This window comes from Anabaena catenula FACHB-362, from assembly GCF_014698735.1.
GTDB lineage: Bacteria > Cyanobacteriota > Cyanobacteriia > Cyanobacteriales > Nostocaceae > Anabaena > Anabaena variabilis_A.
The window spans coordinates 1-26,059 of record NZ_JACJTQ010000009.1 but is presented as its reverse complement, the minus strand read 5'-3'; the positions used below and the strand labels follow the sequence as shown (position 1 = coordinate 26,059).

Annotated in this window: 24 protein-coding genes and 2 pseudogenes; 14 read left to right on the top strand and 12 right to left on the bottom strand. The window is 39.9% G+C overall.

What is annotated here, in order from left to right:
- Positions 1–297: 297 nt before the first annotated feature.
- Positions 298–561 carry a hypothetical protein gene (locus H6G68_RS08420; protein ID WP_190906217.1) on the bottom strand — a complete coding sequence of 88 codons (264 nt, stop codon included), beginning with the start codon at positions 559–561 and terminating at the stop codon, positions 298–300.
- A 423-nt stretch (positions 562–984) separates the two neighbouring features.
- Positions 985–2,628 carry a mechanosensitive ion channel domain-containing protein gene (locus H6G68_RS08415; RefSeq protein WP_190906216.1) on the bottom strand — a complete coding sequence of 548 codons (1,644 nt, stop codon included), beginning with the start codon at positions 2,626–2,628 and terminating at the stop codon, positions 985–987.
- Between the two features lie 365 nt (positions 2,629–2,993).
- On the opposite strand from H6G68_RS08415, the gene ahcY reads away from it, so the two are divergent.
- From ahcY to H6G68_RS08385, 6 genes and pseudogenes are all read left to right on the top strand, one after another.
- A complete protein-coding gene (gene ahcY / locus H6G68_RS08410) occupies positions 2,994–4,271 on the top strand; it encodes an adenosylhomocysteinase (RefSeq protein ID WP_190906215.1) in 1,278 nt (425 codons plus the stop codon).
- A 350-nt stretch (positions 4,272–4,621) separates the two neighbouring features.
- Positions 4,622–6,832 (top strand): hypothetical protein, encoded by a 2,211-nt coding sequence (locus H6G68_RS08405; protein WP_190906214.1) that lies wholly within the window; start codon positions 4,622–4,624, stop codon positions 6,830–6,832.
- A gap of 118 nt (positions 6,833–6,950) precedes the next feature.
- Positions 6,951–7,287: pseudogene (locus H6G68_RS08400) on the top strand (element excision factor XisI family protein).
- 103 nt (positions 7,288–7,390) lie between these two features.
- Positions 7,391–7,612: a type II toxin-antitoxin system Phd/YefM family antitoxin gene (locus H6G68_RS08395; protein WP_190906213.1), complete on the top strand. Its 222-nt coding sequence runs from the start codon at positions 7,391–7,393 to the stop codon at positions 7,610–7,612.
- A gap of 26 nt (positions 7,613–7,638) precedes the next feature.
- On the top strand, positions 7,639–7,860 hold the full coding sequence (locus tag H6G68_RS08390; RefSeq protein WP_190906212.1) for a hypothetical protein: 222 nt from the start codon (positions 7,639–7,641) through the stop codon (positions 7,858–7,860).
- Positions 7,850–8,266: a putative toxin-antitoxin system toxin component, PIN family gene (locus H6G68_RS08385; RefSeq protein WP_190906211.1), complete on the top strand. Its 417-nt coding sequence runs from the start codon at positions 7,850–7,852 to the stop codon at positions 8,264–8,266. Before H6G68_RS08390 ends, H6G68_RS08385 begins: the two co-directional genes overlap by 11 nt.
- Positions 8,267–8,306: 40 nt before the next feature.
- Here H6G68_RS08385 and H6G68_RS08380 read toward each other — a convergent pair.
- Positions 8,307–8,573, bottom strand: a pseudogene (locus H6G68_RS08380) (ribbon-helix-helix domain-containing protein).
- Between the two features lie 147 nt (positions 8,574–8,720).
- On the opposite strand from H6G68_RS08380, the gene H6G68_RS08375 reads away from it, so the two are divergent.
- Positions 8,721–9,302 carry a Uma2 family endonuclease gene (locus tag H6G68_RS08375; RefSeq protein WP_190906210.1) on the top strand — a complete coding sequence of 194 codons (582 nt, stop codon included), beginning with the start codon at positions 8,721–8,723 and terminating at the stop codon, positions 9,300–9,302.
- A 179-nt stretch (positions 9,303–9,481) separates the two neighbouring features.
- Here H6G68_RS08375 and H6G68_RS08370 read toward each other — a convergent pair whose 3' ends face one another.
- The 4 genes from H6G68_RS08370 to psbO form a co-directional block, all read right to left on the bottom strand.
- On the bottom strand, positions 9,482–9,763 hold the full coding sequence (locus H6G68_RS08370; protein ID WP_242045185.1) for a hypothetical protein: 282 nt from the start codon (positions 9,761–9,763) through the stop codon (positions 9,482–9,484).
- 111 nt (positions 9,764–9,874) lie between these two features.
- The gene (locus H6G68_RS08365; protein ID WP_339327848.1) at positions 9,875–10,792 is read right to left on the bottom strand and encodes a hypothetical protein; all 918 of its coding nucleotides are present in this window, start codon (positions 10,790–10,792) and stop codon (positions 9,875–9,877) included.
- Positions 10,793–11,036: 244 nt separating this feature from the next.
- Entirely contained in the window at positions 11,037–11,813 is a 777-nt protein-coding gene (locus tag H6G68_RS08360; protein WP_190906303.1) for an RNA polymerase sigma factor SigF, read from the bottom strand.
- 642 nt (positions 11,814–12,455) lie between these two features.
- The gene (gene psbO, locus H6G68_RS08355) at positions 12,456–13,289 is read right to left on the bottom strand and encodes a photosystem II manganese-stabilizing polypeptide (protein WP_190906209.1); all 834 of its coding nucleotides are present in this window, start codon (positions 13,287–13,289) and stop codon (positions 12,456–12,458) included.
- A 656-nt stretch (positions 13,290–13,945) separates the two neighbouring features.
- Between psbO and H6G68_RS08350 the strand changes: the two genes are divergently transcribed.
- The 3 genes from H6G68_RS08350 (at position 13,946) to ftsZ (ending at position 17,749) form a co-directional block, all read left to right on the top strand.
- Positions 13,946–14,311, top strand: a complete 366-nt coding sequence (locus H6G68_RS08350; protein ID WP_127051911.1) for a hypothetical protein — start codon at positions 13,946–13,948, stop codon at positions 14,309–14,311.
- Positions 14,312–14,554: 243 nt separating this feature from the next.
- Positions 14,555–15,457: a cell division protein FtsQ/DivIB gene (locus H6G68_RS08345; RefSeq protein ID WP_190906208.1), complete on the top strand. Its 903-nt coding sequence runs from the start codon at positions 14,555–14,557 to the stop codon at positions 15,455–15,457.
- 1,005 nt (positions 15,458–16,462) lie between these two features.
- Positions 16,463–17,749 carry a cell division protein FtsZ gene (gene ftsZ / locus H6G68_RS08340; RefSeq protein WP_127051909.1) on the top strand — a complete coding sequence of 429 codons (1,287 nt, stop codon included), beginning with the start codon at positions 16,463–16,465 and terminating at the stop codon, positions 17,747–17,749.
- Positions 17,750–17,978: 229 nt separating this feature from the next.
- Here the strand turns inward: ftsZ and gshB are convergent, their stop codons facing one another.
- On the bottom strand, positions 17,979–18,968 hold the full coding sequence (gene gshB / locus H6G68_RS08335; RefSeq protein WP_190906207.1) for a glutathione synthase: 990 nt from the start codon (positions 18,966–18,968) through the stop codon (positions 17,979–17,981).
- A gap of 107 nt (positions 18,969–19,075) precedes the next feature.
- A complete protein-coding gene (gene grxC, locus H6G68_RS08330; protein ID WP_190906206.1) occupies positions 19,076–19,345 on the bottom strand; it encodes a glutaredoxin 3 in 270 nt (89 codons plus the stop codon).
- 102 nt (positions 19,346–19,447) lie between these two features.
- On the opposite strand from grxC, the gene H6G68_RS08325 reads away from it, so the two are divergent.
- Entirely contained in the window at positions 19,448–19,621 is a 174-nt protein-coding gene (locus H6G68_RS08325) for a hypothetical protein (RefSeq protein ID WP_190906205.1), read from the top strand.
- 91 nt (positions 19,622–19,712) lie between these two features.
- Entirely contained in the window at positions 19,713–20,492 is a 780-nt protein-coding gene (locus H6G68_RS27130) for a PEP-CTERM sorting domain-containing protein (protein ID WP_242045184.1), read from the top strand.
- Positions 20,493–20,886: 394 nt separating this feature from the next.
- Here the strand turns inward: H6G68_RS27130 and hflX are convergent, their stop codons facing one another.
- Together hflX and H6G68_RS08310 are read right to left on the bottom strand one after the other, a co-directional pair.
- The gene (hflX, locus tag H6G68_RS08315) at positions 20,887–22,626 is read right to left on the bottom strand and encodes a GTPase HflX (protein ID WP_190906302.1); all 1,740 of its coding nucleotides are present in this window, start codon (positions 22,624–22,626) and stop codon (positions 20,887–20,889) included.
- Positions 22,627–22,854: 228 nt separating this feature from the next.
- Positions 22,855–23,709 (bottom strand): SDR family oxidoreductase, encoded by an 855-nt coding sequence (locus tag H6G68_RS08310; RefSeq protein ID WP_190906204.1) that lies wholly within the window; start codon positions 23,707–23,709, stop codon positions 22,855–22,857.
- Positions 23,710–23,788: 79 nt separating this feature from the next.
- On the opposite strand from H6G68_RS08310, the gene H6G68_RS08305 reads away from it, so the two are divergent.
- Positions 23,789–24,163 (top strand): MerR family transcriptional regulator, encoded by a 375-nt coding sequence (locus H6G68_RS08305; RefSeq protein ID WP_190906203.1) that lies wholly within the window; start codon positions 23,789–23,791, stop codon positions 24,161–24,163.
- 125 nt (positions 24,164–24,288) lie between these two features.
- Here H6G68_RS08305 and cofG read toward each other — a convergent pair whose 3' ends face one another.
- On the bottom strand, positions 24,289–25,266 hold the full coding sequence (gene cofG / locus H6G68_RS08300) for a 7,8-didemethyl-8-hydroxy-5-deazariboflavin synthase subunit CofG (RefSeq protein ID WP_190906202.1): 978 nt from the start codon (positions 25,264–25,266) through the stop codon (positions 24,289–24,291).
- Between the two features lie 338 nt (positions 25,267–25,604).
- On the opposite strand from cofG, the gene H6G68_RS08295 reads away from it, so the two are divergent.
- The coding region (locus H6G68_RS08295) for a photosynthetic reaction center family protein (RefSeq protein WP_479686159.1) at positions 25,605–26,059 on the top strand (455 nt) is incomplete at its 3' end.

Here is a 26,059-nt window from a genome sequence, read left to right as displayed (position 1 = left end):
GTTAGGGAGAGGTTTTATATTTAATTGCGCCAAGCTACTTATTGTCTATTTAATTTACATGATTTGAACAAACAAGACTTGTACTGAGCTTGTCGAAGTATGCCAGTGCCTCAAGAGTTTTACAGCGTATTACAGGTTTGTAAACTACTTGTTTAAATGTTTGGGATTAATTAAATCAAGCCTAGTAGTAATTAGAATATCAACTATTTTCGCAGTAGTTAGAGAAAACTGATGTAACAAAGTTTTTATAAAGACTATAAAGGCGCAGACACTGCGCCCTAAAACATTTGGTATTTTTTAAGCTGCTTCGCGCAGCTGTGACGGGAGGTTGACTTCGGGAAAGGGTAGGGAAAGTTGTTCTGCTGGTGATGGAGATGCTTGTTCTAATACTGTGACTTCAATATTTACACTTACTAAATAATTGCCTGTCTCTGCACCTACGGCTTCGGAAATTAATTTAGCTATATCTGGACGTTTTGCAGTCAAAGGATCACGTAAAATACAACGATCCCATTCATGCTTGGCAGTTGGATTGAGGCTGAGAATATAATGCTTCATCATAGGTATAGTCCTTTAAATCCATCTTCCATAAGTCTTTCAAGGTTTGAAGACTATTTTTATAGTTTAGTACAAATATACTATTTTGCCAAGAGGGCAATCAAAAATTATTTCTCATCAGACAAGCTACTTTATACAAGTAAGTCAACAAAATAAAATTCTTTTTCTTCTGCAATAGCAGCTTTAGTCCCACAATATAGCAGGAGTCAGGAGTCAGGAGTCAGGAGTCAGGAGTCAGGAGTTAAACCCTCTTGTAGTGGGAGTTTCATTATCAATTGATGTCCTAACCACCCTGTCCACGGCTATAATTATTTACATATGCCTAATCATACAAATAAAATCATGCATAGACGCTTTATAAAACGCCCATACATGATTATTTCCCGAATGGGAAAAGGGTTAGGTGATTAGAAAACTTTGCAGTATTTAGGTTTCCGGTGCTGTAATTGAAGGGAATTCAGACTTGCCATTATTCTGAGAGTTCAAAAACTGAGGATGATTGATCCAAACGGCTTGTTGCGGGACGGGAATGGAAACTCCGGCCTTATCTAAGGCAACTTTTACGCGACGACGATATTCTCGCGCTACATCCCATTGTTTGAGAGGCTGGGTTTTAATCCATACACGGATGATCAAACCGCGATCGCTAAAATTATCAATTCCCAACACACTGGGCTTTTCGATAATTTGCCGTCGCCATAGGGGTTCTTCATTCATTGTCAAAGCCACATCTTCAATTAATTTCAAAGCATTGTCAATGTCGGCTTGGTAGGAAATTGGTATTGTTAAATCTGCCCGTGACCAACGACTAGAAAGATTAGCTACTATTTTCACTTCGCTATTGGGAATTGTAATCAAACGGCCTTCCGCATCCCGAACTTGAGTCATTCGCAGATTGAGATTTTCTACCAAACCACCCACATCTCCCACATTAATGACATCACCAAGAGCATATTGATCTTCGAGAATAATCAGAAAACCATTAATTGCATCTTTGATTAAGTTTTGGGAAGCTAGGGACAAAGCCACACCGACTAATCCAGCACCAGCAAGGAGCGGAATAATATCTATCCCCAAGGAAACCAAGGCTAATAAAATGCCTGTTCCCACCCAGAGAATAGTGGCAATACTTTTCGTCACGCCGGAAAATGTGGAAATTCGCAATTGTAGACGTTCGTAAGTTTGTGGGGTTAATAAAGCACCACTGCTAACGATAGTCGAAGTAGAGTGATCTATTAAGGCATAGGTAAAGCGAATTGCTACGTAAGTTCCCAAAACAACAGCTGCCAATCTTAAAGGAATTTGGGCAACTACGAGAATTCCTAATTGCAGCGCCCTAGTGTAAGGAAATAGACCGAGAATGATAAAACTACCACTTCCCCAAATTCCAGTTTGTGCGATTTGGAATAGTCGTTTTTTAACTTCTTGAAGATGCTGCTCTTGTTGTTGATTAAGTAGAACGGTAATTGGTTGATCTGTTTCTGAAGTTGGAGGGATAAAGTTTTCTGCTTTCTGATTTAAACGCCTTTGCCAGCGTTTGATTCCCCAACTCAGTAAAATCATCCCTAATCCAATACCAACAGCAATTTTACCGTTGTCGATTAAAGATGAAGTTTGGCGTTCTTCCTTGGCTCTTTCCAAGTATTGCTGCAAATCTCCGGCAATCTGATTAGCCAGTGTCAACGTATCTACTTGACGTAATTTAGCATCTTCAGAATTGACAGTCATCAAGTAGTTTTCATTGATGTAAATTACTGGCAAGCCATTGACAGTACGGATTTGTACATTGAATGCTTGTGTGGGTGAATGAAAGTAATTTTTGCTGATTTTTTGCAAATTTTGCTGGATATTTTGTGACCGCTCGAAAATATTGTTTTTCGATGCTGCTATCCGAAATAATGGGCGACCATCTAAATAAATCCATTCCGAAACATTTTTGTTTTCTGAATCATTACTCACACTGCTAGGAGTTTGTAAGTAAGGTAAAAGAGGGATCTGGGCTGTAGCTTTTGGTACAGATACAATAGCTATTGCTACTGCGCTTGTTATCCCCAAAAATTTAAAGCGCACTCAAACACCTCCTTGAGCAAAATCTACTCTTGAGTACTTCTATGGTCATTTTCAACAAATAATCGCTGTTATCTATCACAGGTTGAATCTTTTGTTAATTACCTTGATTTCTATCTGGAGATAGATAAAATTTGTTGATAGTCATAACCAAATTTGTTGTTCATAATACTCATAACAGATATCAGTCAAAAAAGAAAACTTGGATGTAGACATTGACAATGCTCTAATCCAACGTCAAGCTAGTGTAGAGTACCATTGACTAGCTAGTTGGTAATTACAGCCAAAAATTGCCAGTCAGGGAAAAATCTATTAGAGTACGTAAAGGTCTGAGTACCTTTTTTTTGTTTTTTAGAGGATAATTTTTCATGACCGCAACCACTCCCAGATTAAAGCACGAGGTTAAAGACCTCGCTCTCGCTCCCTTGGGAAGACAACGGATTGAATGGGCTGGACGGGAAATGCCCGTATTGAAGCAAATCCGCGATCGCTTTGAGAAAGAAAAGCCATTTGCTGGATTGCGCCTTGTCGCTTGCGCCCACGTGACCACAGAAACCGCACATTTAGCGATCGCTCTTAAAGCCGGTGGTGCTGATGCTGTATTGATTGCTAGTAACCCTTTATCAACTCAAGATGACGTAGCTGCAAGTCTTGTAGCTGATCATGAAATTTCCGTATTTGCTCAAAAAGGCGAAGATAGCGCCACCTATAACCGCCACGTCCAAATCGCATTAGATCATCGCCCCAACATCATTGTTGATGACGGTAGCGACGTGGTAGCAGAATTGGTTCAACATCGTCAACACCAAATCGCAGATTTAATTGGTAGCACCGAAGAAACCACCACCGGTATCGTGCGGTTACGCGCCATGTTTAAAGAAGGCGTTCTTACCTTCCCCGCAATGAACGTCAACGACGCAGACACCAAGCACTTCTTTGATAACCGCTATGGTACAGGTCAATCTACCTTAGATGGGATTATCCGCGCTACAAATATTTTGTTAGCTGGTAAAACTGTTGTGGTTGTCGGTTATGGCTGGTGTGGTAAGGGTACAGCCCTCCGCGCCCGTGGGATGGGTGCAAACGTCATCGTCACCGAAATTGACCACATCAAGGCAATTGAAGCCGTTATGGATGGTTTCCGCGTCCTCCCAATGGCGGAAGCAGCGCCTCACGGTGATATCTTCATTACTGTGACTGGTAACAAGCACGTCGTTCGCGGTGAACACTTCGATGTGATGAAAGACGGTGCGATCGTTTGTAACTCAGGTCACTTTGATTTGGAACTTGATTTGAAATACTTGGCTGCTAATGCTAAGGAAATCAAGGATGTCCGTCCTTTCACCCAAGAGTATAAATTGACAAATGGTAAATCCGTTGTTGTACTCGGACAAGGACGTTTGATTAATTTGGCTGCTGCTGAAGGACACCCCAGCGCGGTTATGGATATGAGTTTTGCTAACCAAGCTTTGGCTGTTGAATACCTGGTGAAGAATAAGGGTAAATTAGCTGCTGGTTTGCACTCTATTCCTAGAGAAGTGGATGAAGAAATTGCTCGTTTGAAGTTGCAAGCTATGGGCATTTTCATTGATAGTTTGACAGCCGAGCAAATTGAGTACATCAATTCTTGGACTTCTGGTACTTGATAATTTGATTAGTTGATTTTTTGGGGATAGGCGTTTTGCTTATCCCTTTTTTTATTTCTCACGCAGAGACGCAGAGGCACAGAGAGAGGATAGAATGAGAATTGGTATGTTTAGATTACAAATATTTTTTGTCTGAATCAGGATGCTCAGGATTAGAGGACTTACAGGATTTTGTATGAATATTTATCTGGGAATATTTCAGATTTTAAAGATTAGTTTTCTCTTAATCCTGTACATCCTTAAATCCTGGAAATCCTGATTCAGACAATATGGTGTGTTAGCGAAGCGTAACGCACCAAAAAAGATTGATTGAATTAGGAAAATTTCAAAAATGATTAGGTAATAAATTTATGAAAGAAATTGAAATTCAGAAAATTATAGAAACTGCGATTCGAGAAAATAAATTTTTTGAGCTTATAGAAGATGAAGATATAAATTCACTAGAATACCGTTATCAATCTTACTACGACCCTGATTCTTTACCATCATTTTTGATTGATTATTTATCAACTAAAAAAGCAATAATTGCTGCCAGGAATGTACTCCAATTATTGGAAGATACTCGTATTATAACAACTGCCTCTAAAAGTATTTCTCTAGATAGATCACAATCGCAAAAGCTGTCTCCCGATTTAATACTTTTCAATGAAGAACAACGTAAATTAATAATTATTGAAATAAAAAGGAGTAAGCAAGCAACGAGAGAAGCAATTACAGAAATAATCGCTTATGAGTCAGAATTGAAGAATATATTACCATTTTTATCAAATTATGAAGTTAGTTTCTGTATTATATCCACTGAATATCCCGCTCTTCTAGATCATTCCGTTTTAGGTTTAATCACCTGGGAATCGAAGCAAATCCTTTGCTTGAAAATAGACTTCGATGAACAAGACTTAAAACTAAAAATACATATACCTTCTACATGGACTGCTACAGGGAACATAACTTTTCCCCGAAACGCTATATCGACTTTTCAAATTATTCTGTATCAGCAAAATAATGAAGATATTTTACAAGATACAGAACTTGTTGTTTTAAATGCAGCCCGACTAATCGCTAGGGAAGGGGACAGAAATAACTCACATGGTTTTGTACTTGTTTGGTATGATTGCTGGGATGGATGGGAAAATGTTGGTGGTGCTGCTAAATTTCATTTGACTGTAGGTTTCATCAATCCCTATGTATTTCTTCCATTTGCACAAAATAAAGGAATGATTGATGCTTCTCAAAGTCCCATAGGTGAGTATTTAATTGAAAATTCAGAAGACCTTGCCTCTGCTTACTTATCCAGTGATAATATTTGGAAAACAGGTATTACATACTTGAAGCAGTATTATAGAGTTGATATAGAGGGCTTATCCTATTGGGATCTTGAAAGAGAAAAACCTTACGAAATTAATTCGGCATTACTAACAATGCGTCATCGTGCGTTACCGTTTCATATCGAACTTTGGGGGACTTTAGGCGATTTTGTTAGAGAATTTATTTCTCATCCTGGAGTCAAACAAAATATTTTATCTGGAGTAGCTAACAGGATTATTAGTTGTGAAGATCCATTTATTGGAATACCTATTTTAGATACTATCTCGGGCATTAATCAATTAGAGAGTAGAGGCTTCACTTGTAAAATCATGTTTGATCTTGGTGTTTCTCTAGGCACGCTATTAACACTCTATAACATAGCTATTCATAATCAAGATGGAAAACTTAAAAATTTACCTGCTTCTATCACTTGGTATATGTTAGATATTCAGGCAACTCTATTGGAAGTGTCAATAAGATATGGAAAATCAAAGAGTCTTACTATTCCTCCTCCAGTAATCAAGATAACAACAACAGAAAATTTTGAAGATGCTTTGTCCAGTATTCAATCTTTTATAGATTGGATATATAATTATTTCTTGACGGAAAAAAATCAAATACATAATATTTGCTTTGAGTTAGGTTTACGATGTCATCCGCTATTAGATTCTTATCTTGATTGTGTGCTGTCTGATGAACTCAGGAAAGATTTAGAAGAAAATGTTTGCAATACCTCAATTTATTTTCTAAAAAATGTAGTAAAAGCTTGTTTGTCAGAAGAATTATATTTAGCAGATGAAGTAGTCAGTGATATTATGAATGACTTATCAAAAGATTATCTAGAATGCAATATTAAGCAAATGGTAGGAGAGCAAATTTTTATATTAATTGATAATATTCCCAAAAATAAACACTTGAATTTGTATCATACTAACTTAATGTATTTGCTTGATAGGATTATTCTTCCACTTACTCATGATGATCAACTTTCTACTAATCTTGCTGACTATAAAAACATAGATTGGACATGGATACGTGAAAGAATACTTCATTTGAGAGAGAAACAAAATCTATTTCCTGCTGTTAGAGTTGATATTAGTGGATTTGTTCATATAGTAGATTGTAGTAAAGAAGAGTATAGTTCTTTTTTTAAAGATAGAATAGATTTCAAGAATAATTTTTTACTTATAGCTTCATACAGTGGTTTTGAGAATGTTTTGATTAAAGAATGGAAAGAAGCAGGTTTGTTAAGCTAAATAAATTGAATACATTATGTTGATTTTCTAGATTTTAGAATAGCATCTAAACATAATTATTAGAAAATCAACGCCTTTGTTTACTTGTCTTCGACTCAGAACAAGAGATTATACTGCAATGGATACCTTAGATAAATATCGCCAAATCATTCAAAAAATCTTAACCGAATATTCCCAACTTCCCTACGCTTACGGTGAACTAGAAAGACAACTAATAATAGACCAAACCGCCAACCATTACCTACTACTAACACTCTTGCTGGGAAAATAATCAACGAGTACATGGTTGCTTAGTTCATATAGACATTATCAACCATAAAATCTGGATTCAAAGAGACGGAACAGAATACGGTATAGCTAACGAACTTGTTAACGCTGGTATTCCTAAAAATCAAATTGTTTTAGCCTTCCAACCAGCCGATATCAGACAATATACAGAATTTGCAATTACTTAAAACCTTGCGATTCTTCCTTTGCGCCTTTGCTCCTTTGTATCTTTGCGCGAAATAAAAAACATTAATAATTGCTATAATATAAACATTCCCACACAATCATCTCATGTTAACCATAACCATTGATGAAATCCAAAAAAACCTCACTAGCTATCTTCATCAGGTAGCAGCAGGAGAAAGTATAATTATTACCGAATCAGGTAAACCAATAGCAGAAATAAAACCAGTTTCCCCCATATCTCCACAACTCAGACCTTATGGTTTATGTGCTGGAGAGTTTACAGTTCCAGATGATTTTGATGCTCCTTTACCTGCGTACAACCTTTAATCTTTGAATGCGTTAAAATTAATACCATGACACAAAAAACCTATCCTCTAACCTTCGAGCAAATTCTTAATCTTGTTTTACAACTTCCCGCACAAGAACAAGAAGAAATTATCCAACAAATAAAGATAAACTCACCCAAAAATCAAGAAGAAGATTTACTGACTGTTTTTGATAGAATCGGTAAAAATGCTAAAGCAAAAGGACTTACAGAAGAAGTTCTAGAAGAATTATTAGCTGATGAATCATAAACTCATTGTCATTGATACCAACGTTTTACTTAGTGCTGCACTTAGTCCAGATGGAACAGCCCGTAAAGCCCTAGATAAAGCCTATAAACAATTCAAAATAGCACAAAGTGAACCAACTTATGAAGAATTAAAAACACGAATTTACAAACCTAAATTCAATAAATATATCTCAGATAAAGAACGGCAAGATTTCTTAGAAGTAGTCAAAAAATATAGCCAATTTATAGAAATAAAAACTCAAATAGATATCTGTAGAGATCCAGATGATAACAAATTTTTAGACCTAGCGAAAGATGCCAACGCCGAATTTTTGATCACAGGAGATCAAGACTTGTTATCACTCAAAACTCTAGTCGAATATCAAAATCAGATCATTACTCCGAGAGACTTTCTAAACCTTGATTAAATTATAATTATACTATTCAAATTATTTTTAATATGTATTTTCATCCTTGTATCTCTCTCGCTTGACGCAACTTATCCCGCAATTGTGAAATCACAACATCCCTATCAATACCTTACCCTCTATCCAATTGTTCAATAGCAATATCAACCTTTTCCCGTGTTTCTTCCACCCAATTCTGATAACCCTTATCCCACTCCAAAAGCAACTTCAAAGCCTTACTAATCACATTTTTAGGATTTGTATATCTACCCGTTGCAATTTGTGCTTGAATAATTTGCTCTAATTCAGGTTGAATTTGGATATTCATGATTTATTCTGCTATTTAGCCCATATATATTTTATAACACTTCTCTTCCTCTGCGTTCTCTGCGTCTCTGCGTGAGATAACAAATATTAATAATTGCTATACTAGAAACATTCCTAAACAATCATCTCATGTTAACCATAAAAATATATGACTCTTAGCCAATTTCACCCCTATTTTTCCCAAGAAGAATATTTAGAAGCCGAAAAATCCAGCCCTATTAAACATGAATATATCCAAGGGCAAATTTACGCAATGGCTGGTGCTAGTGATGCCCATGTGACAATTACCGCTAACTTAGTCGCCCTTTTAAGAAATCATATTCGTCGTACAGGATGCCGTCTTTACGTCGCTGATATGAAAGCGAGAATTGAATCTCTAGATATTTTCTATTATCCTGATATTATGGTAACTTGCGATTCAAGAGATACACAATTTGAATATTTTAAACGATATCCGAGTTTAATCATTGAAGTTTTATCACCTTCTACAGAAGCCTTAGATAGAGGTGATAAATTTAGTGATTATCAAGAATTAGACACTTTACAAGAATATGTCTTAGTTAGTCAAAATCGTCAACGAATTGATTGTTTTCGGCGTAATCCTGAAGGAAGATGGGAACTTTATAGTTCTAAAGGAAATCAAGAATTAGAATTAAACAGTGTGAATTTTTCTTGTCCTCTAACTGATGTTTATGAAGACGTTACTTTTCCTACAAATTTGAGTAAATAAAAGATGATTAGGTGACATTGCAAAAGTCTTTTTTTAGCTCTTCCTTTGCGTCTCTGCGCCTCTGCGTGAGAAAAAATATCTCCAACCTCAACACCAGCAACTTACAACTTCTATTAGGCACAAAAAAACCCTAAACTAGGGTTGAAACTGAAATTAAATTTCACAAAAAGCTGAAAAAATCAAACACCATACCGATTTTGATAGTAAGCCAAAATTTGTTTGACTCTCTGTCGGCTTTCTCCCTTAGCATTTGCTGTCCAGGAAATCTGCAAACCATCAACTTGACTTTGACTATAATCAAACTGCGAAGAAGTCTGGGAAATTAAATCCACCTCTATTCCTTGCACTTGACGCAAATGAGCCGCTATCTCTCGATATACAGCCAAAGGTAAATTCGGGAATTCAACTTTTTCTTTAATCTGCTCCATACAACTAATATAAAACCGGAAATCTCCGGTCATTAAACTTTATTTTCTGTTGTTTGTGAACCCGTTCTAGACACTCCCAAACTAGATCTAAACGATTGATAGTTGCCTTCAAATCACTGTTAGGTTTGAGAGTATAACAAAATTCTAAAGCGGTGTTACCATCGAAATAGGATTGCCAGCGGAAGCAGTCGTTGAGGGCTGAGAGTTGACAGGTTTTTCACCTACTGCTTTGCCTACTTCAATACCGTATTGTTCCAAAATTACAATAGGGTTAGAACCTCGGTTCATTTCAATCCGTTTAATCAAAACACCATTACCTAATAGTTGCCCCGCTTGTACATAGCGACTAGTTTTTTCCTCAGGTACTTTGATAATTGCCTGGGGTTGTCTCCCAATTAAAACTACACCACTCACCAAAACTGCTTTGGCCGCTTCAGGTTGTGGTTGTGGTGGTAATACAGGCTTTATGGGTTGGTTGGCGACAATTTGAGGTAAAACCTTAGGCAGCGGTGAATTTAGTTGAGGTTTGGGCTTAGGTAGAGTGGCAGTCACTTTTGGATTAAGATTGCCTTTTTTTACCAACGCTGAATTTGTTGGTGTTCTGGGGGTTCTATTTTGTGCTGTTAACGTCTGTTGTGGATTGTTGAATGTAGTTGGCAGACGAGGTATTTTTGGAACTTCTAGTTTTGTGCTGCCATCGCCGGGTATTTGGGAAACTGTCGGCTTAACAATTTCGGCAAAGGGATCTGGTCGTCCTTTTGGTATCAGACCCGGTTGTAAATCGCCATTAGTAGATTGAATGATGCCACCATTACTTAAAGCCACAGGTCGGACAGCACCAGAAGGCACTACAGGATTTGGAAAAGTGGGATTTGTTGGTGGTTTCTGGGCTTCAACTTGGGGAGTAGGCACAGGGCTGGGAGTATTAGTAGCTTGTGGTGTGTCTCCTGAACTACATCCAGCGATCGCCAACATGAAAATAGCTGTAGCTGTAATTTGTGATTTTATACCCATTAGCCGTTCTCGAAAGCTATAGGAAGGTTTACTTGAGGAAATTAGCACGCCCGAAATTGGTATTAAAGGCGAAGACTGTTTCCTTTATAGCCTACATTTTTACACTTTTAGGGTTGTTTTTAACACTGTCAGTCCCGCATAACTACAGTTTGAGCCTGTTGATCGGAAATTAAAGAGTTTGAATGCCCGAATGTATCCTTTACCGAACCAGTACCCACAACCCTCTTCACTATCTGAAGCTGGCGCGAAAAAGCTTAAATTTGATTGAAATTTTGATTTGAATTTTGATTTGTTAATCTTCTGCTGCACCCATCAGATTTTTCAATAAATCCAGCCCTTTTTTGACTCTACGAGACACAGTAACCACGCTAATACCTAAATGCTCTGCCACTTGCTTCTGTGTCAAATCCTGCAAAAATACGCACTCTAAAACTTCGCGGGTGCGGTTCTCTAGCTGGACTAATGCTTGTTGCAGACGCATTTGGTCTTCTTGGGCTAGTTGAAAGCTGCGGTAATGAGGATCAGGAACCAATTCACCCAAAGAAGTAGCCCCTTCTTCACCGTCTTGTATTGGTACATCCAAACTTAGAGGAGAGCGATTGACCCATGCTAATTTAATCTCTTGCCATTCACTCAGAGAAATTTCTAGTGCTGCGGCTATTTCTGAATCAGTTGGTTGGCGGTTATATTTTTCGCGTAAAGAACGGGAAACTCCAATCGCTTGCTGTTGTAGTGCCAACCACCGTCGGGGTATTCGCATAGTCACACCCTTATCTCTCAAATAGTGTTGAATTTCCCCGCGAATATATGGCATTGCATAAGAACTAAAGGCGTGTCCTTTAGAAAGTTCAAATCTTTCAATAGCCCTGATTAAACCTAAGCAGCCTACCTGGAGCAAATCGTCATAGCTTTCATGGCATTGATTGATCCAGTAGTGAGCTTCTTTTCTCACTAGTCCAAAATTTAGTTTCACCAGTTGATTGCGAAGCCGTTCTGAGGGATTTTGCTCATACTCTCGCAATAACTGCGAAATCTCATGTTTTAGTTCGTTTGTGGCGGTAGTATGCATGGCACATTGGGTATTAAGCAAATAATTGAGTTGAGTAGTCTCTTTTAAATCTCGCTCTGATGCCCGGTACGAGGGAATCTATGGCACGATAACCAGATCCATACCGTTTGTGCAGAACCCACAGAACCCGATAACAGAGAGAAGTTTTTGCTAAAAAGCATTTCATCCGTAGGTTCAGAGTCCACCGTGATTTTTAGCGAAATTTATGTTTGTTTTTTATCAAACTGAGTCTGGTATGCTTTGTAGCTTATAAAATAATTACCATAGAATCAAAATATACAATTACTTCTCCAATGTCAAACGGAGATCGTACTTAATTTAACAAATCCAATATGAGATTTACTTATAAGTATCCGGTGAGAATATTCTGGATTGTTTGAGATTTGTAAAAGTTTCCCTTAGTGATAATGCGTATTTAACATGTTTAGATTCATAGAATCTTGAAATAAAAATGTAATTTGCGTCTATTCACTGAAACAATAAAAAAGCTTGGCATCAGAGCAGGTGTTTCCAACCTCCTTAAAAAAACCAGATGCCCCCTTCAAAAAGAGAGCATCTGGTTCAACTAATACATTTACGTCGGTAGGACAATACCGCAAAAACCGATATCCCGCAGGATCGAACTCTTATCAACAAGAAGATTTAGACGCGATTACCTTCAACCCGACCGTAGAATAAACCGCGAATCTTAACTTCTTTAGGTTCACCAGCACCTAAATCTGTATCAGATGGCTGTTCACTCTCGAACGTACCAGCTATTTCACCACTAGCGCTATCTACTTTAGCTACTCGTAAAGAAATTTTGCCGCTCAGGATTTCTGCACGTTTGACATTAGTGCGAGTTAAATCTTCATCATCTGCTTGAGCAGGCAGAGCTACCGCATTATCGTAACCAGAAACCACACCACGACCTTTAGGATCTAGGAAAGCAGCACCACGATAGGAAGGAACTTTAAAAGAGCCTTCAAAGTCCGTAGAGGTGTTGATACTGGTTGAATTAGGTTGTGTTTGAGCAACCAAATTTTTGATGGTAAACAGGAAGGGAACTAGTTCACCACCAGGAAGTTTAACAGTGATGGCTTGGAAATCCAGACCGTCTGCTTCTACAAAGGTCAAGCTATTGTCGGAATTGATTTTTAGGTTGCCTTGTACTTGGTCAATGGTAGATGTGTACCTAGTCAATAAGCGACCGGGAACGAATTCTGCCTCTAGGCGTTTGTTAGCAGGTTCTTCTTTGACAAAGAAATTGGTTGGTTCTAAGCAAAGTTCTTTGATGGAGTAGGACTGGCTGGAATCAAGCGCAATGGAACCACGGCTTGTTTCCGTCAGTTGAGGACACTTGTTAGCCAAGCCAGTACCTCGAATTTGTTCGTAGGTAAGTAGATCTTTACCACTCGAAGCAGGAGCATCACTACAAGCAGTGATTAGCCCTAAACATAAAGCCAAGAAAGCCACAATTAAAGCGCGATACCTCATGGTCAACCTCAATGTCAAAAATTAATATCTAAAGTTGTCTACAAAAAGAATACAGGAGTATGGCTAACGCTACGCTATCAGGAGTTCAGGAGTGCCGCTGCGCGGCAGCAAGCTACATGATTCTTTTAAATTTCTGGATAACCTGAAGTTCTTTGTAGCGATAGGATTCTGGGGTTCCCATGGCCGACGCTCAAGAAATACAGCGGACTGAAGCGCCTACTTTTACGAGCATCAGGCTAGTTTTGCTTTTACTTGTGGCAAAAGCAGTGTTACCCAAGTTTTTGTAATATGTATGTATTATTAATACATACAGCTTGTCCTATTGTTTGGATGGGGGAAATCAGCCAGATCATACGATTTTTTAAACTCAAAATCAAAGCTCTCCAGTGGGAAATAAGAACTTATTGATTTCATTTAGCGCCACTAAAGGTTGTCTGACACTTCCCTCCTCTGTTTTAGAAGCGATCGCAATTCCCTGAGCCGCAGGCATGGTAATTACCTTTCTCATCTAGATTGGGCTTTAGCTTAATCTGAATCAAGCGCTTGACAAAGCAATGTCTAACGCTGACAAGCAGAGCTAAAAACCTCTAGAAACAATTAAAAATCTAAAATCTTCGGTAAATTTGAGTTTACCTTGTATGCACGGAGAGATTTACATGAATAATGATAAAAATTCTGAATTAGAAAAAATTTCTGATCAGCTACAAGTAATTGCTACAGCGGTAGAGGATGCTGCACAAACCTGTCAAGGCGATGTCATAGCTCTGTTGGCTTTGCTGCGACAGTTAGAGAAATTACATAGAGAGATTCGTGATGGAATTTTTCAAGATAGTCTACCTGATAACCGTCAGAGACTCTACTCTCTGCTCAAAGATATTCAGGCTGAGGGTGGTTGGCCTTATATAGAACGGATGCAACTAAAAGCCTTTTTAGTGAATTTGCCAGCAGCAGCTAGTCCAGAAAATACTGCGCCCAAAAGCACTTATGATGTTTTCCTCAGTGAGGACTCCTTGGAATGGTAATATAGGCAGCAATTTTGAGTTTTAAATTCCTAAATTTATAACTCTGCAATCAACTCTCAAGTTAGTACTTGAGGTTGATACCATTTTCTTGACATAGTTATCTTTTATAGTTCTTTTCTAGTGGGCTGAAGATGATCACCTAAGCCTGACATATCCTCAAGGGTTTTTAGGCATCTTTCTGATAAATTAATTGATCACAAGAGCGTAACTAATGAATTAGACTGAAACCAAAAAGGGGTTGGAATGGCTGGTATACTCTCAGTTTCCCGTAAGGATTTAGCCCAGCGTCGTAAGAAATTACGTCAGCAACGGCAAATAAAAATTATTCAGGCTATTTGGCGAACCTTCGCCGTGTGTGGACTGGCAGGTGGATTGCTATGGGCAACAATCCAACCAATGTGGATGCTAAAGGCTCCTGCACAAATAGTGATGAGATCAGGTAACCAATTATTGTCAGAGCGAACGATTCGCTCAATGTTGGTGTTATCCTATCCTCAGTCTCTGTGGCGAATACAACCAAATGCGATCGCAGAATCTTTGAAGCAACAACCAACTATTGCCCAAGCCACTGTCAGTCGGCGTTTGTTTCCTCCTGGGTTAATTATCGAAATTCAAGAACGAGTACCAGTAGCAATAGCACAAACGAGCAAACAGCAAAAAACGATTGATTGTAGCAGTAACCCTCCATCCTCAGAACAGCCACGGAACTGTCCACTAAATAGCAATACTGCCAACAAACAGGGTAAATTGGGCTTAATAGATGCTAATGGGGTTTGGATGCCCTTAGAAAAATACACTTCACTTAATCCCACCGGAAAACTACCTAGTCTCAAAGTTATTGGCTCACTGCAACAATATCGCCCCTACTGGACTCAACTGTATCAAGCTCTCAGCCAAAGTTCTGTCAAAGTCACGGAAATTGATTACCAAGATCCCACTAATTTGATTTTGAAAACAGAACTAGGAAATGTTCATCTCGGCGTACCTAGTAACCAGTTACCCGAACAAATCAAGGTACTTGTCCAAATGCGCCATTTACCTAAAAAATTTAGTCCTGGTCAAATCGAGTATATTGATCTCAAAAATCCCGATTTTCCATCAGTACAAGTGAACCAAAAAACCAATATTAAGTCTCCAGACCCCTAAGAACATTTGATCTGTTTGATTCAGCAAGCCTTGGTAAATAAACAACTTTTCTAGTGATTAAGATATTAGTCAATAATACTGTTTTCGCCACCAAAACGAAAATTGGCATTAAGTTTTATTAAAATGACAGGATAAATTATAGAAACTCGTTTGAGATTAACAGATACTCAATTGTTAGCTTAACATCGGGATTCTCGAAATTAAAAGCGGTAAGGGGGAAATACCGCCCTAACTTTTTATGTGTTGCTCCTGTGACATGATTAGTTCAGATTTTTCTGCGCGGTAACTTCTCTTGAGTAGCAGAGTGTATCTGGTTATGCTGGTTTATTAATGCTACTGATGAAGCAAGCAATGTTTGTGTCTAAAGTTGCGACTATCTCTGATTGTAAAATCTATTGATCATGTGATCAACGCAGAGAAAATTGTTTGTGAACCATATTTACAAGTTTTATGGTCTGGTGAGAATTTGGAGTGTGGAGTTGCTTTTACTCTGCTAAGGTGTATAAGAACTACTTTAAACTCTCTAGGGGAATCAACTCCAAAAATTAAGCAGAGTGACTTTTGAACGGATTTTACTCAATAAATCGTTTAAAATCATACAATAGTTTAGAGTATTTTTTAAGAAAAAACACGCAAATTATCCAAGTAAGTTGTAGGAATGCTCACAAAATAAAACTTTTAGCAGAAATAGGGGAAGGATATTGGACATACCACACGCATACCAGGACAGATCAGCAATATATCATTGAAAATAGTAATGTCTAGATCAAGTTATATAGACCAATTGTCAAACAACGTAAGTATACTTCTCTAAAATTTAGTGGTGCGATAGCCTATGTTTAAAGCTTATCCTATAGCTAAATTATCGCACGTCCACTCCGGTTAGGTTTGTTCGTGTGGAGAAAAATAAAAAACACTGCCACAATCTAGGGCATGGTCAAACTATAGTTGACTCTTAGGTGAATAACACCGGAAAAAGTCGTTTATCTACCTTTCAAAAATCCAATGACACTCGATAATAACCAAGAGCTTACCTATAAAAATTCGCAATCTGTCGGACAGCCAGGTTTCTCTCTAGCAGTTAACGCCAGCAATCCTTTTAATAGTTCTGGGTTGAACTACGGACAAAATCACGATAGTAAGAAAATTACTGAAAATAGCCGCATTGGTGAAATTGTTCCCGGACGAGTCGCCAACATTAAAGTGATTGGTGTCGGTGGTGGCGGTGGCAATGCTGTTAACCGCATGATAGAGTCTGATGTCTCAGGGGTGGAATTTTGGTCAATTAACACCGATGCTCAAGCTCTTACCTTAGCTGGCGCTCCTAGTCGGTTGCAAATCGGACAGAAACTGACAAGGGGTTTAGGTGCAGGGGGTAATCCTGCTATTGGTCAAAAGGCAGCAGAGGAATCTCGTGATGAGATTGCTACGGCTTTAGAAGGTGCAGACCTAGTGTTTATCACCGCTGGTATGGGCGGCGGAACTGGTACGGGTGCAGCGCCAATTGTGGCAGAAGTGGCTAAAGAAATGGGCGCTCTTACTGTCGGTGTAGTGACACGTCCATTTGTGTTCGAGGGACGGCGACGCACCAGCCAAGCCGAGCAAGGCATTGAAGGATTGAAAAGTCGGGTAGATACCTTGATAATTATCCCCAATAATAAGCTGTTGGAGGTTATTCCCGAACAAACGCCTGTACAAGAAGCTTTTCGCTATGCTGATGATGTGTTGCGTCAAGGGGTGCAAGGTATTTCTGATATCATTACGATTCCTGGGTTAGTCAACGTTGACTTTGCTGATGTGCGAGCAGTTATGGCAGATGCAGGATCAGCATTGATGGGCATTGGTGTGAGTTCTGGCAAATCTAGAGCTAGAGAAGCTGCGATCGCCGCAATTTCTTCACCTTTGTTAGAATGTTCTATTGAAGGAGCTAGAGGAGTTGTCTTCAACATCACTGGTGGCAGCGACCTCACCCTGCATGAAGTGAATGCGGCGGCTGAAACCATCTATGAAGTAGTTGATCCCAACGCTAATATTATTTTTGGTGCAGTAATTGATGACAGACTGCAAGGAGAAGTCAGAATTACTGTCATTGCTACTGGGTTTACAGGCGAAATCCAAGTTGCACCACAACAAAATGTAGCTAATGCAAGAATAGTAACTCCAACCAATACTAGAAAACCTACACCACAACCAACTGTTAATCAACCCAACCCAATTCCTGAGCCTAAAGAGAAACCTTCATTAGATATTCCTGATTTTCTCCAACGACGACGCACACCACCCAAAAATTAAGTGATTGTGGATTTGAGATTTTAGATTAAATTTGCAGTCTCAGTTGCGGCTGAGTGCTGTATACAATTTGCTAGTTTTAGGGTTTATTTCACAAGGTAGGGGTCAGCAATGTAGTTGCTACCCCAAAATTCTATTTGAGTTGTTTTCTGTTTAACGGAAGTTGCTAGTTAGGGCAAAGAAAGGTGACTGGTACGTGGTTTACCAATTACCAATTACCTTTTTCCCTGGCTCAACTAGAAACTGCATAATTGGGGCTGTTTAGCTTCTGCTCAACCCATTCAATAACCTGATGACCAAGATAAGTTCCATCTAAACGGTCAATCTCACGAATTCCCGTTGGACTGGTAACGTTTACTTCCGTCAGGTAGCCACCAATCACATCAATACCGACAAAAATTAAACCGTCTTGACGGAGTTTTTCGGCTAACAAGGCGCAAATTTTCTGCTCTGATGGGGTAATTTGGGTTTGAGCCACAGTACCGCCTGTAGCCATATTATTGCGAAAATCACTGCCATTGGAAAGGCGATTGAGCGCCCCAATAGGTTCACCGTTTAGCAAAATAATCCGCTTGTCTCCCTCTTTAGCTGCTGGTAAATAGTTTTGTACCATCACAGGTACTCGACCTTGGATGGTACTGAGTTCGACGATAGAATTGAAATTGCGATCGCCTGATTGTAAAAATAAAATCCCCTCCCCTGCTTTGTTACCTAGTGGTTTGAGAACAGTTGCTCCCTTGGCTTCCACAAAGGAGCGGATAACTTCCTTGTCAGCACTGACAATCGTTTCAGGAATGCATTCGGTGAACTGAAGGGCATACATTTTCTCATTTGCACTTCTGATACCACTAGGACTGTTAATTACCAAAGTTTTATTTGGGTCAACATAATCCAAAATGTAAGTAGCATAGAGGTAGGAATCGTTGACAGGTGGATCTGTCCGCATAAATACAGCGTCCATTGATTCTAAGGGAGTTAAGACGCTAGGACTTAACTTATACCAAGGAGTTGCTGCTATCCAACGTCCCTCTAGCAACTTCACTGGTACAAGTTCTACCTGCTGTAACGCAGCCCAAGCTTTGCTATCCACAACATTCAGTAGGTTAGCTTGAGTTATCCAAACTTCATGACCTAGAATTTGCGCGGCTTCCATGAGAGCAACACTTGTGTCATGGCATGGATCAAGCTGATGGATGGGATCTATAATAAAAGCCAGTTTCACCCTCTTTACCTCAATCACCAAGAATGTAATGGGTCAATTTAGATGATCTCACTGATTGACGTAGAAGCTAAACTTCTTGTCCCTGAGATTACTTCTGTGGATTTGCTTTAAATGCTATCAGCAGCGAGCAGTTCATCTAACTTGCCTTGACGGTCTAAAGCGTGAATATCGTCACAACCACCAATATGATTATCATTGATAAAAATTTGCGGTAGAGAGCGTCTACCATTTGCCCTTTGAGCCATTTTATCCCGTGCGTTTTCATCTCCATCGATGCTGTATTCGATGAAATCAACTTCCTTGTTCTTCAGCAAGCTTTTAGCACCTATGCAAAATGGGCAGGTAGCCCAAGTGTAAATTTCTACTTTTGCAGCCATAATATTTTTAACTTAGATCAAAATACTGTTCAATTTTAGCTTAAACAGCAAGGAACCTGTCACTTAGCAGTTCGCGGTAGCGTTCTGTAGGAAAGGAAGCTGATGAAAAGTTGGCACTTTAAAGCTAAAGTTAGCAAAATTTATTTAGAACTGGGTAGTGTGTATCCGCGTAGTGTCCCTGACACCAGTCAGCCAATTCATGTTAGGTATAAAATATTTATGCCTTTACACCAAATTCACTGTAATTATCTGGAAGATGAAGATAGTATGAATTAAACCGTAACCCAATTTACATTCTTACTTTAGTCCTTGTACTCTTGATATATAGAAACACCTAAAAAAAATTTACACTTAGGGATTTACATTTATGAAATTAGTATCCATTGCTACACTACTTGCAGCCGTTACTGGAGTCACCCTCACTTCTTCTTTGATTGCACCAAACTCGGCTCAAGCTTTCAGTCTTTCTTTTGATGCCAATAGTCAATCTTCTAACACCCCTGCAACTGGCTCATCTGCTTTAGTGAACTTCACTTTTTCTCAGTCTGGTAGTGATGTTCTGTTGAATTTGAACCTGAAAAACACAACTGGTACTATCCCAGCTTTTGGTTCTGGGGCTACTCAGTCAACTTTAGTTGGTTTTGGTTTTGATTTGATTGATGGCGTAAAATCCTTTACTTACGCTCCTCAATCAAGTTCATTTACCAAGCTTTACGGTAATTCATCTTTGAATGCAAGTGTTTCAGGTGATGCTTCTTTACAACCCTTTGGCACTTTTGATGTAGGTATTCGCTCTTCAGGTAACGGAAACTTCAGTGGTGGTAATCCACAAACAGGTTTAACAGCAGGAAACTTTAGTAACGTTAGCTTTTTGCTAAAAGGCACTAACTTAATTGCAGCTAATGTTGAAAACTCATTCTTGACAGGATTTCAGAATGGTTCACTATCAGCTGCAACTCGTTTCCAACAAGTTGGTGGTGGTACTGGGTACAATGGTTCTACTAGTGACAAATTAAGGATGGCTCCGCTCTACACTCCTCCTGCACCTCCTGCTGCTAAAGTTCCCGAACCAGCCTCTTTGGTAGGTTTAGGTTTAGTAGCTAGTGGCATGGTAATGGCTCGTCGTCGTCGCACCTTGGCTAACTAACTAGGACTTGCTGAAAAAGTCTTTTGGTTAGGGCTAGGAGTCAGGAGTCAGGAGTCAGGAGTCAGGAGGAAGAATTAGAAGAAGAGAAGAATAGTCTTGAATCTGGTCAAGTAATAGGTTTTTGGTAGTTCCAACGCTTATTCCTTGCACCTGATTCACCTTTTTAACCTTCAAACTCTTGATATATCTAAGTTTTAGATTTATTCAGCAAGCCCTAACTACCCCAAAACATTTCAAATATTACACGCAAGGCTAAAACTTTTAAGTCGTTACAGGGTGATACCTGTTGCGGCTTTTTATTTTTATCTTCTTTACGTCAATCATCTCAAATAAATTCCGTACTCTTTGGGAATACGGAATTTAATGATCATAGCTTCATCTAAATTATGAGTATTTACCCATCATCAACAGCATATTCAATCAACTGGGACAAACGATAGCGTAGGGTTTCTAAACCTAAACGCTGACTAGCGGAGATAAATATCGCTAGGGGAAACTCTTCTTTAGCTAAAGCTAGTGTCTCGCTACTAACTTGGTCAATTTTGTTAAAAGCAACCAAGGCAGGACCAGGAGTTATGGGCATTTGGGCGAGAATATCCCTAACTGAGCGAATATGACTCAACCAAGCAGGATGGGACAAATCTACCAAATGTAGTAGGGCATCAGCTTCTGTGACTTCCTCCAAAGTGGCGCGGAAGGCATCCATTAAAGAGGGGGGTAACTCATGAATGAACCCTACAGTATCTGTTATTAAGGTTTCCTGAGGTTCATTGGTATCTGCGTGGGGAATGACCAAGCGACGTGTGGTGGGGTCGAGTGTGGCAAAAAGTTGGTCGGCTGTGTAAACTTCAGCGTTAGTGAGGGCGTTGAGTAAGGTAGACTTACCCGCGTTGGTATAACCCACTAAGGCTACCGAAGGAACTTCACGATGTTGTCTTCGTTGACGTAAGCGTGAGCGATGAGCTTGCAACTGGTTGACTTCATGTTGTAATCGGGAAATTCGCTGCTGAATTGCTCGGCGTTCAGTTTCCAGTTTTGTTTCACCAGGTCCACGAGTCCCAATACCGCCCCCTAGTCGGGACATGGTACGACCTCGACCTGTGAGTCGTGGCATCATATATTCTAGCTGTGCTAGTTCGACTTGTAATTTCCCAGCACCTGATTGGGCGCGTTGAGCAAAGATATCTAATATAACTTCTGTACGGTCAACTACTCTGACCCCAATTTGTGCTTCTAGGTTGCGGACTTGAGCGGGTGAAAGGTCACGGTCAAAGACGACAAGATTGGCTCCCAAGGTTTGGGCGGTGAGGGCGACTTCTTGAACTTTACCTTCACCAATGACGGTTTGGGGATGAATACGCGATCGCTTTTGTTGGAGTATCTGCAATACATCTCCCCCAGCTGTATCCACTAACCGCACCAATTCCGCTATGGTGTCTTGGAATTGTTGAGGAGTGGTGCTATCAGTTATTACCCCGACGATGACCACACGATCATGGTCAGCGCCTACTTCTTGAGCAATATATTCCCGCCGGAATTCTTCTTCTAGACTTTCCACTAAGTCCAGAAAATCCTGTTCGGCGATCGCATCTAAACTCTGAGGTGGCGACACGCTGGAATATAAGGTTGCGTCTGGGGTAGTAATTCCTGAAGACTGAGTTAAAACTAGCTGTTTGCTGTTATTGGCTACTAAATGTGCCAAATAAGCTTCTTTGACGTAACCAGTCGCACCACCACCTCGCTTTGTAAATCCTGTATTTGTAATGTTTAATACTACCAAAGCATCTAACCGTTGTAGAGCCATCGCTGTCAGCGCTGCCTCATTTGGTGGTTCTGGCTTGAGATGGGTAGCTATACAACGAATACCACTCAGACGTTCTGCACCGTAACGGGGTAGTTCTAGGGGTGGAATTTGAGTTTGACGTGGACTGCCTACCCCCACCCGAATCACTTGTCCGCGACGATTGAGGTAGGCACATACAGGCTGATTTAGTTCTGTGCTAATTGCGGCCAGACGCTGGGCAAACTCCGATGTTGTGATGAGATTGCCAGATATGCGCTGGTGGTACAGCCGCTGTAGTTGTTTCAGCTGGCTGGACTTTAAACCTTGGAGATTACCGAAGATGGTCTCTATAGACGTTTATGACCAGTTCACTGGCCCCCCCGAATAGTTCTATTGTCTATTTTACAACAGCGAGTGAGTTGCAAGGTCTATCTTTTGGGGAATGCCTAGCGGTAGATATGGGCTGGCTGGTCATTTGAGGGTGTGTATTGTCTTTAGAAAGACTGGAAATTTTTAGCAACTATGCGATCGCCTGCTACCTTCGTCAGAGTATCACTACTTCTACTTGACAATGGAAAATTATCGTTTTGGTAACAGACCAAGATTTCCGCCAATGAGTTTGTCTAACCAACGATCAGGTAGTGCTAAAGGAAGAATCCAATTAGGAAATGGATTGGGAACAATTGCATAGCGTGTTTTCGGGTTTTTAGTCTCAAATACCTTCCTGATAAATTGTCCAACCAATTCAGGAGAATGCCCTGCTTTAGCAATACCAGTAAAATATTGTTGGAACGCCTGTAGAGGTTTAGCATATTCCGTTTCTGTATATCTACTGCGATCTTGAATGGATTCCTTATCCCAAATCGCCGTCTTGACAGCACCGGGTCCGATAATAATCACATCAATACCGTGGGGTTGTAATTCTCGCCGTAAGCTGTGAGATATACCTTCAAATGCGTGTTTACTGCCCGCATAAGCACCAATAAAAGGAGAGGCAATCTTTCCACCAACAGAACTGATATTAATGATTTTGGCAGGATTTGACGTTGCTGATTTTCTGGCTGTAAGTAAGGGTAAAAATGTCTGAATTACGGCAATTTGAGCAATTAAATTCACTTCAAACTGCCAGCGAATTTCATCTAATGGCTGATAAATTAACGGACCACTGGTAGCAATTCCCGCATTGTTGATCAGCCCAGCCAAGCCCTCTCCCTGTACCATTGATGCTACCTGTTGACCCACTTGGTGTAAGGAACTTGAGTCAGTCACATCAAACAGTAGCGGAATAAAACCAGAACCGATTTCAGCTTTTAAGCGTTTAGCATCGGTTTCTGTACGAACGCTACCAAAGACCTGATAACCCTGACGAGCAAATTCCTTTGCTGCCCCATATCCAATACCAGAGGAGACTCCTGTAATTAAAATATTGTTCATATGTACTGATGGGTGAAACTACTAATTAAGTCAATGCCACTGTAAACTATGGACTATACTCCAAAGTCAAGGGGTGACGATGCTCATTAGTGAACTAGCAAAAAAATCGGGTCTGACTGTTGATACGATTCGTTTTTATGAGAAGAAAGGTTTGATTGACTCTGAGCTAATTAGCCGTAGAAGCAATAACTACAGAGACTATTCCGAGATCAGTATGGAAAGGTTGATATTGATTCAACAAGCTAAACGTCTGGGATTTACTCTCACAGAGATTCAGGTATGGATTAAAGATGTTGAGAGCGATCGCCTGACTGTCGATCAAAAACAAAATATTCTGGGACGCAAGCTTGAACAGATTGATGAACGAATAGAAGAATTAAGGAAGATGAAGGTTTATCTCTCGGACAAACTAGATCATTTATCAGGACTTATACAAAAAACACCGATAACATAGCATCCAATATAAGTAGGTGAACGTAAATAATTGTCTTTGGGACAAGGCAGGGGCGCAGGGCGCAGGGGGAAAGAGTTTGAGCTTTCTTTACTTTTCTTCACATACCTTTAAATTTTTCTGTTCACCTACTTATCTTTGGAATTCATTTTCAGGCGATATTTCTTCACTCCCTCCCCCAACTCCTCACTCAACCAACTCGCAAACTGGGGATATACTGGCAACCTTGGTACTAACTCCCATCCCCCAAGCTGTAAAATTTCTCTTAATGTCTGTTCTTGCAAATGAGGATAATCAGGATTCACCTCATCTTTGGGGCTAATTCCTCCTAAATCTCTCGCACCCGCAGCTATACAAGCAAGTAACCATTCTTCATCTTGAATTAAATTGGGCGGGATTTGAATTGTAATATCTATTGGTAAAATCTGCCTTGCTTTGGCGATGACGAACGGTAGTTGATGAGGGTCAAAAGACGGTGCATCAAAGGTTTGCTGACTTCCCGGACTGTGCGGTTGCAGTATTACTTCTTGTATATTCTGGTAGCGTTGATGCAAATCTGAGATAGCAGCTAAAGTTTCCCACCAATCATTTTCAGTTTCGCCTATTCCCAAAAGCAGTCCGGTAGTAAAAGGAATTTGCAACTCTCCTGCCCATTTCAATTGTTGCAACCTGACTTCTGGTATTTTACTAGGCGCGTGGCGATGGACTGTATCTAGTAATTGTGGTGTTAACTGTTCTAACATCAACCCCATCGACACATTTACATTTTTCAGCTTTCGCATTTCCTCAAAGTTGAGGGGACCGACGTTGGTATGTGGTAAAAATCCCATCTTTAGTGCTAATGCACACAAATCATAAATTCGCTCTAACCATGCCTCACGCTTTGAGGAATGGGGATGAACTTCACCACTGAGGATGAGGATTTCACAGACATTCTGACTTTGCAGTTGTTGCAAAATGCCTTTAGCTTCTGCAAGAGTCAGCCAAGGACTTTGACCCGGATCTGTGCGGAAATTGCAGTAGGAACAGCGGTTAAAGCATTCATAAGTCGGGACGATGGTGTAAGCAGGGCTATATGTAACAATATTTTGACTAAATGAGGACATATATAAGTAACGGATTTTTCATGGGGAGTGTTATGCCAAAAGCTAACGTACCAATGGTTTTCACTTCGAGTGTTTAATGTGTCTGGTGGCTTACTTTCTGGGCTTTAGCGTAGCCATGCAAGGACTTTACCCACCCTACAAGAAAATTATTATAGAAATTGTTACAAAAGAATTAACGCCTAAAACCCTTGCTGTGTCTGCTTTATCATTCTATTTTTCAAATTTATTAAAAAATATTACGAAAACCTCTTTACAAATCTCAATAAACGTCCTAATATAAATTCATGAGGTAGAAACACCTACCAAAACATACATACCCAAAACGCAATTATAAACACATGACCACAGCCATTCAACAGCGCCAAAGCGCTAACGTCTGGGATAGATTCTGCGAATGGATCACCAGCACCGAAAATCGCATCTACATCGGTTGGTTCGGAGTCTTGATGATTCCCACCCTTCTCTCTGCGATCGCTTGCTTCGTCATCGCCTTCATCGCCGCTCCCCCCGTAGACATCGACGGAATCCGTGAGCCAGTAGCAGGTTCTCTACTTTACGGAAACAACATCATCTCTGGTGCAGTTGTTCCTTCCTCCAACGCAATTGGTTTACACTTCTACCCCATTTGGGAAGCAGCTTCCTTAGATGAGTGGTTGTACAACGGTGGTCCTTACCAATTGGTAGTATTCCACTTCTTAATCGGTGTAGCTTGCTACCTCGGTCGTGAATGGGAACTTTCTTACCGCTTAGGTATGCGTCCTTGGATCTGTGTTGCTTTCTCCGCTCCTGTAGC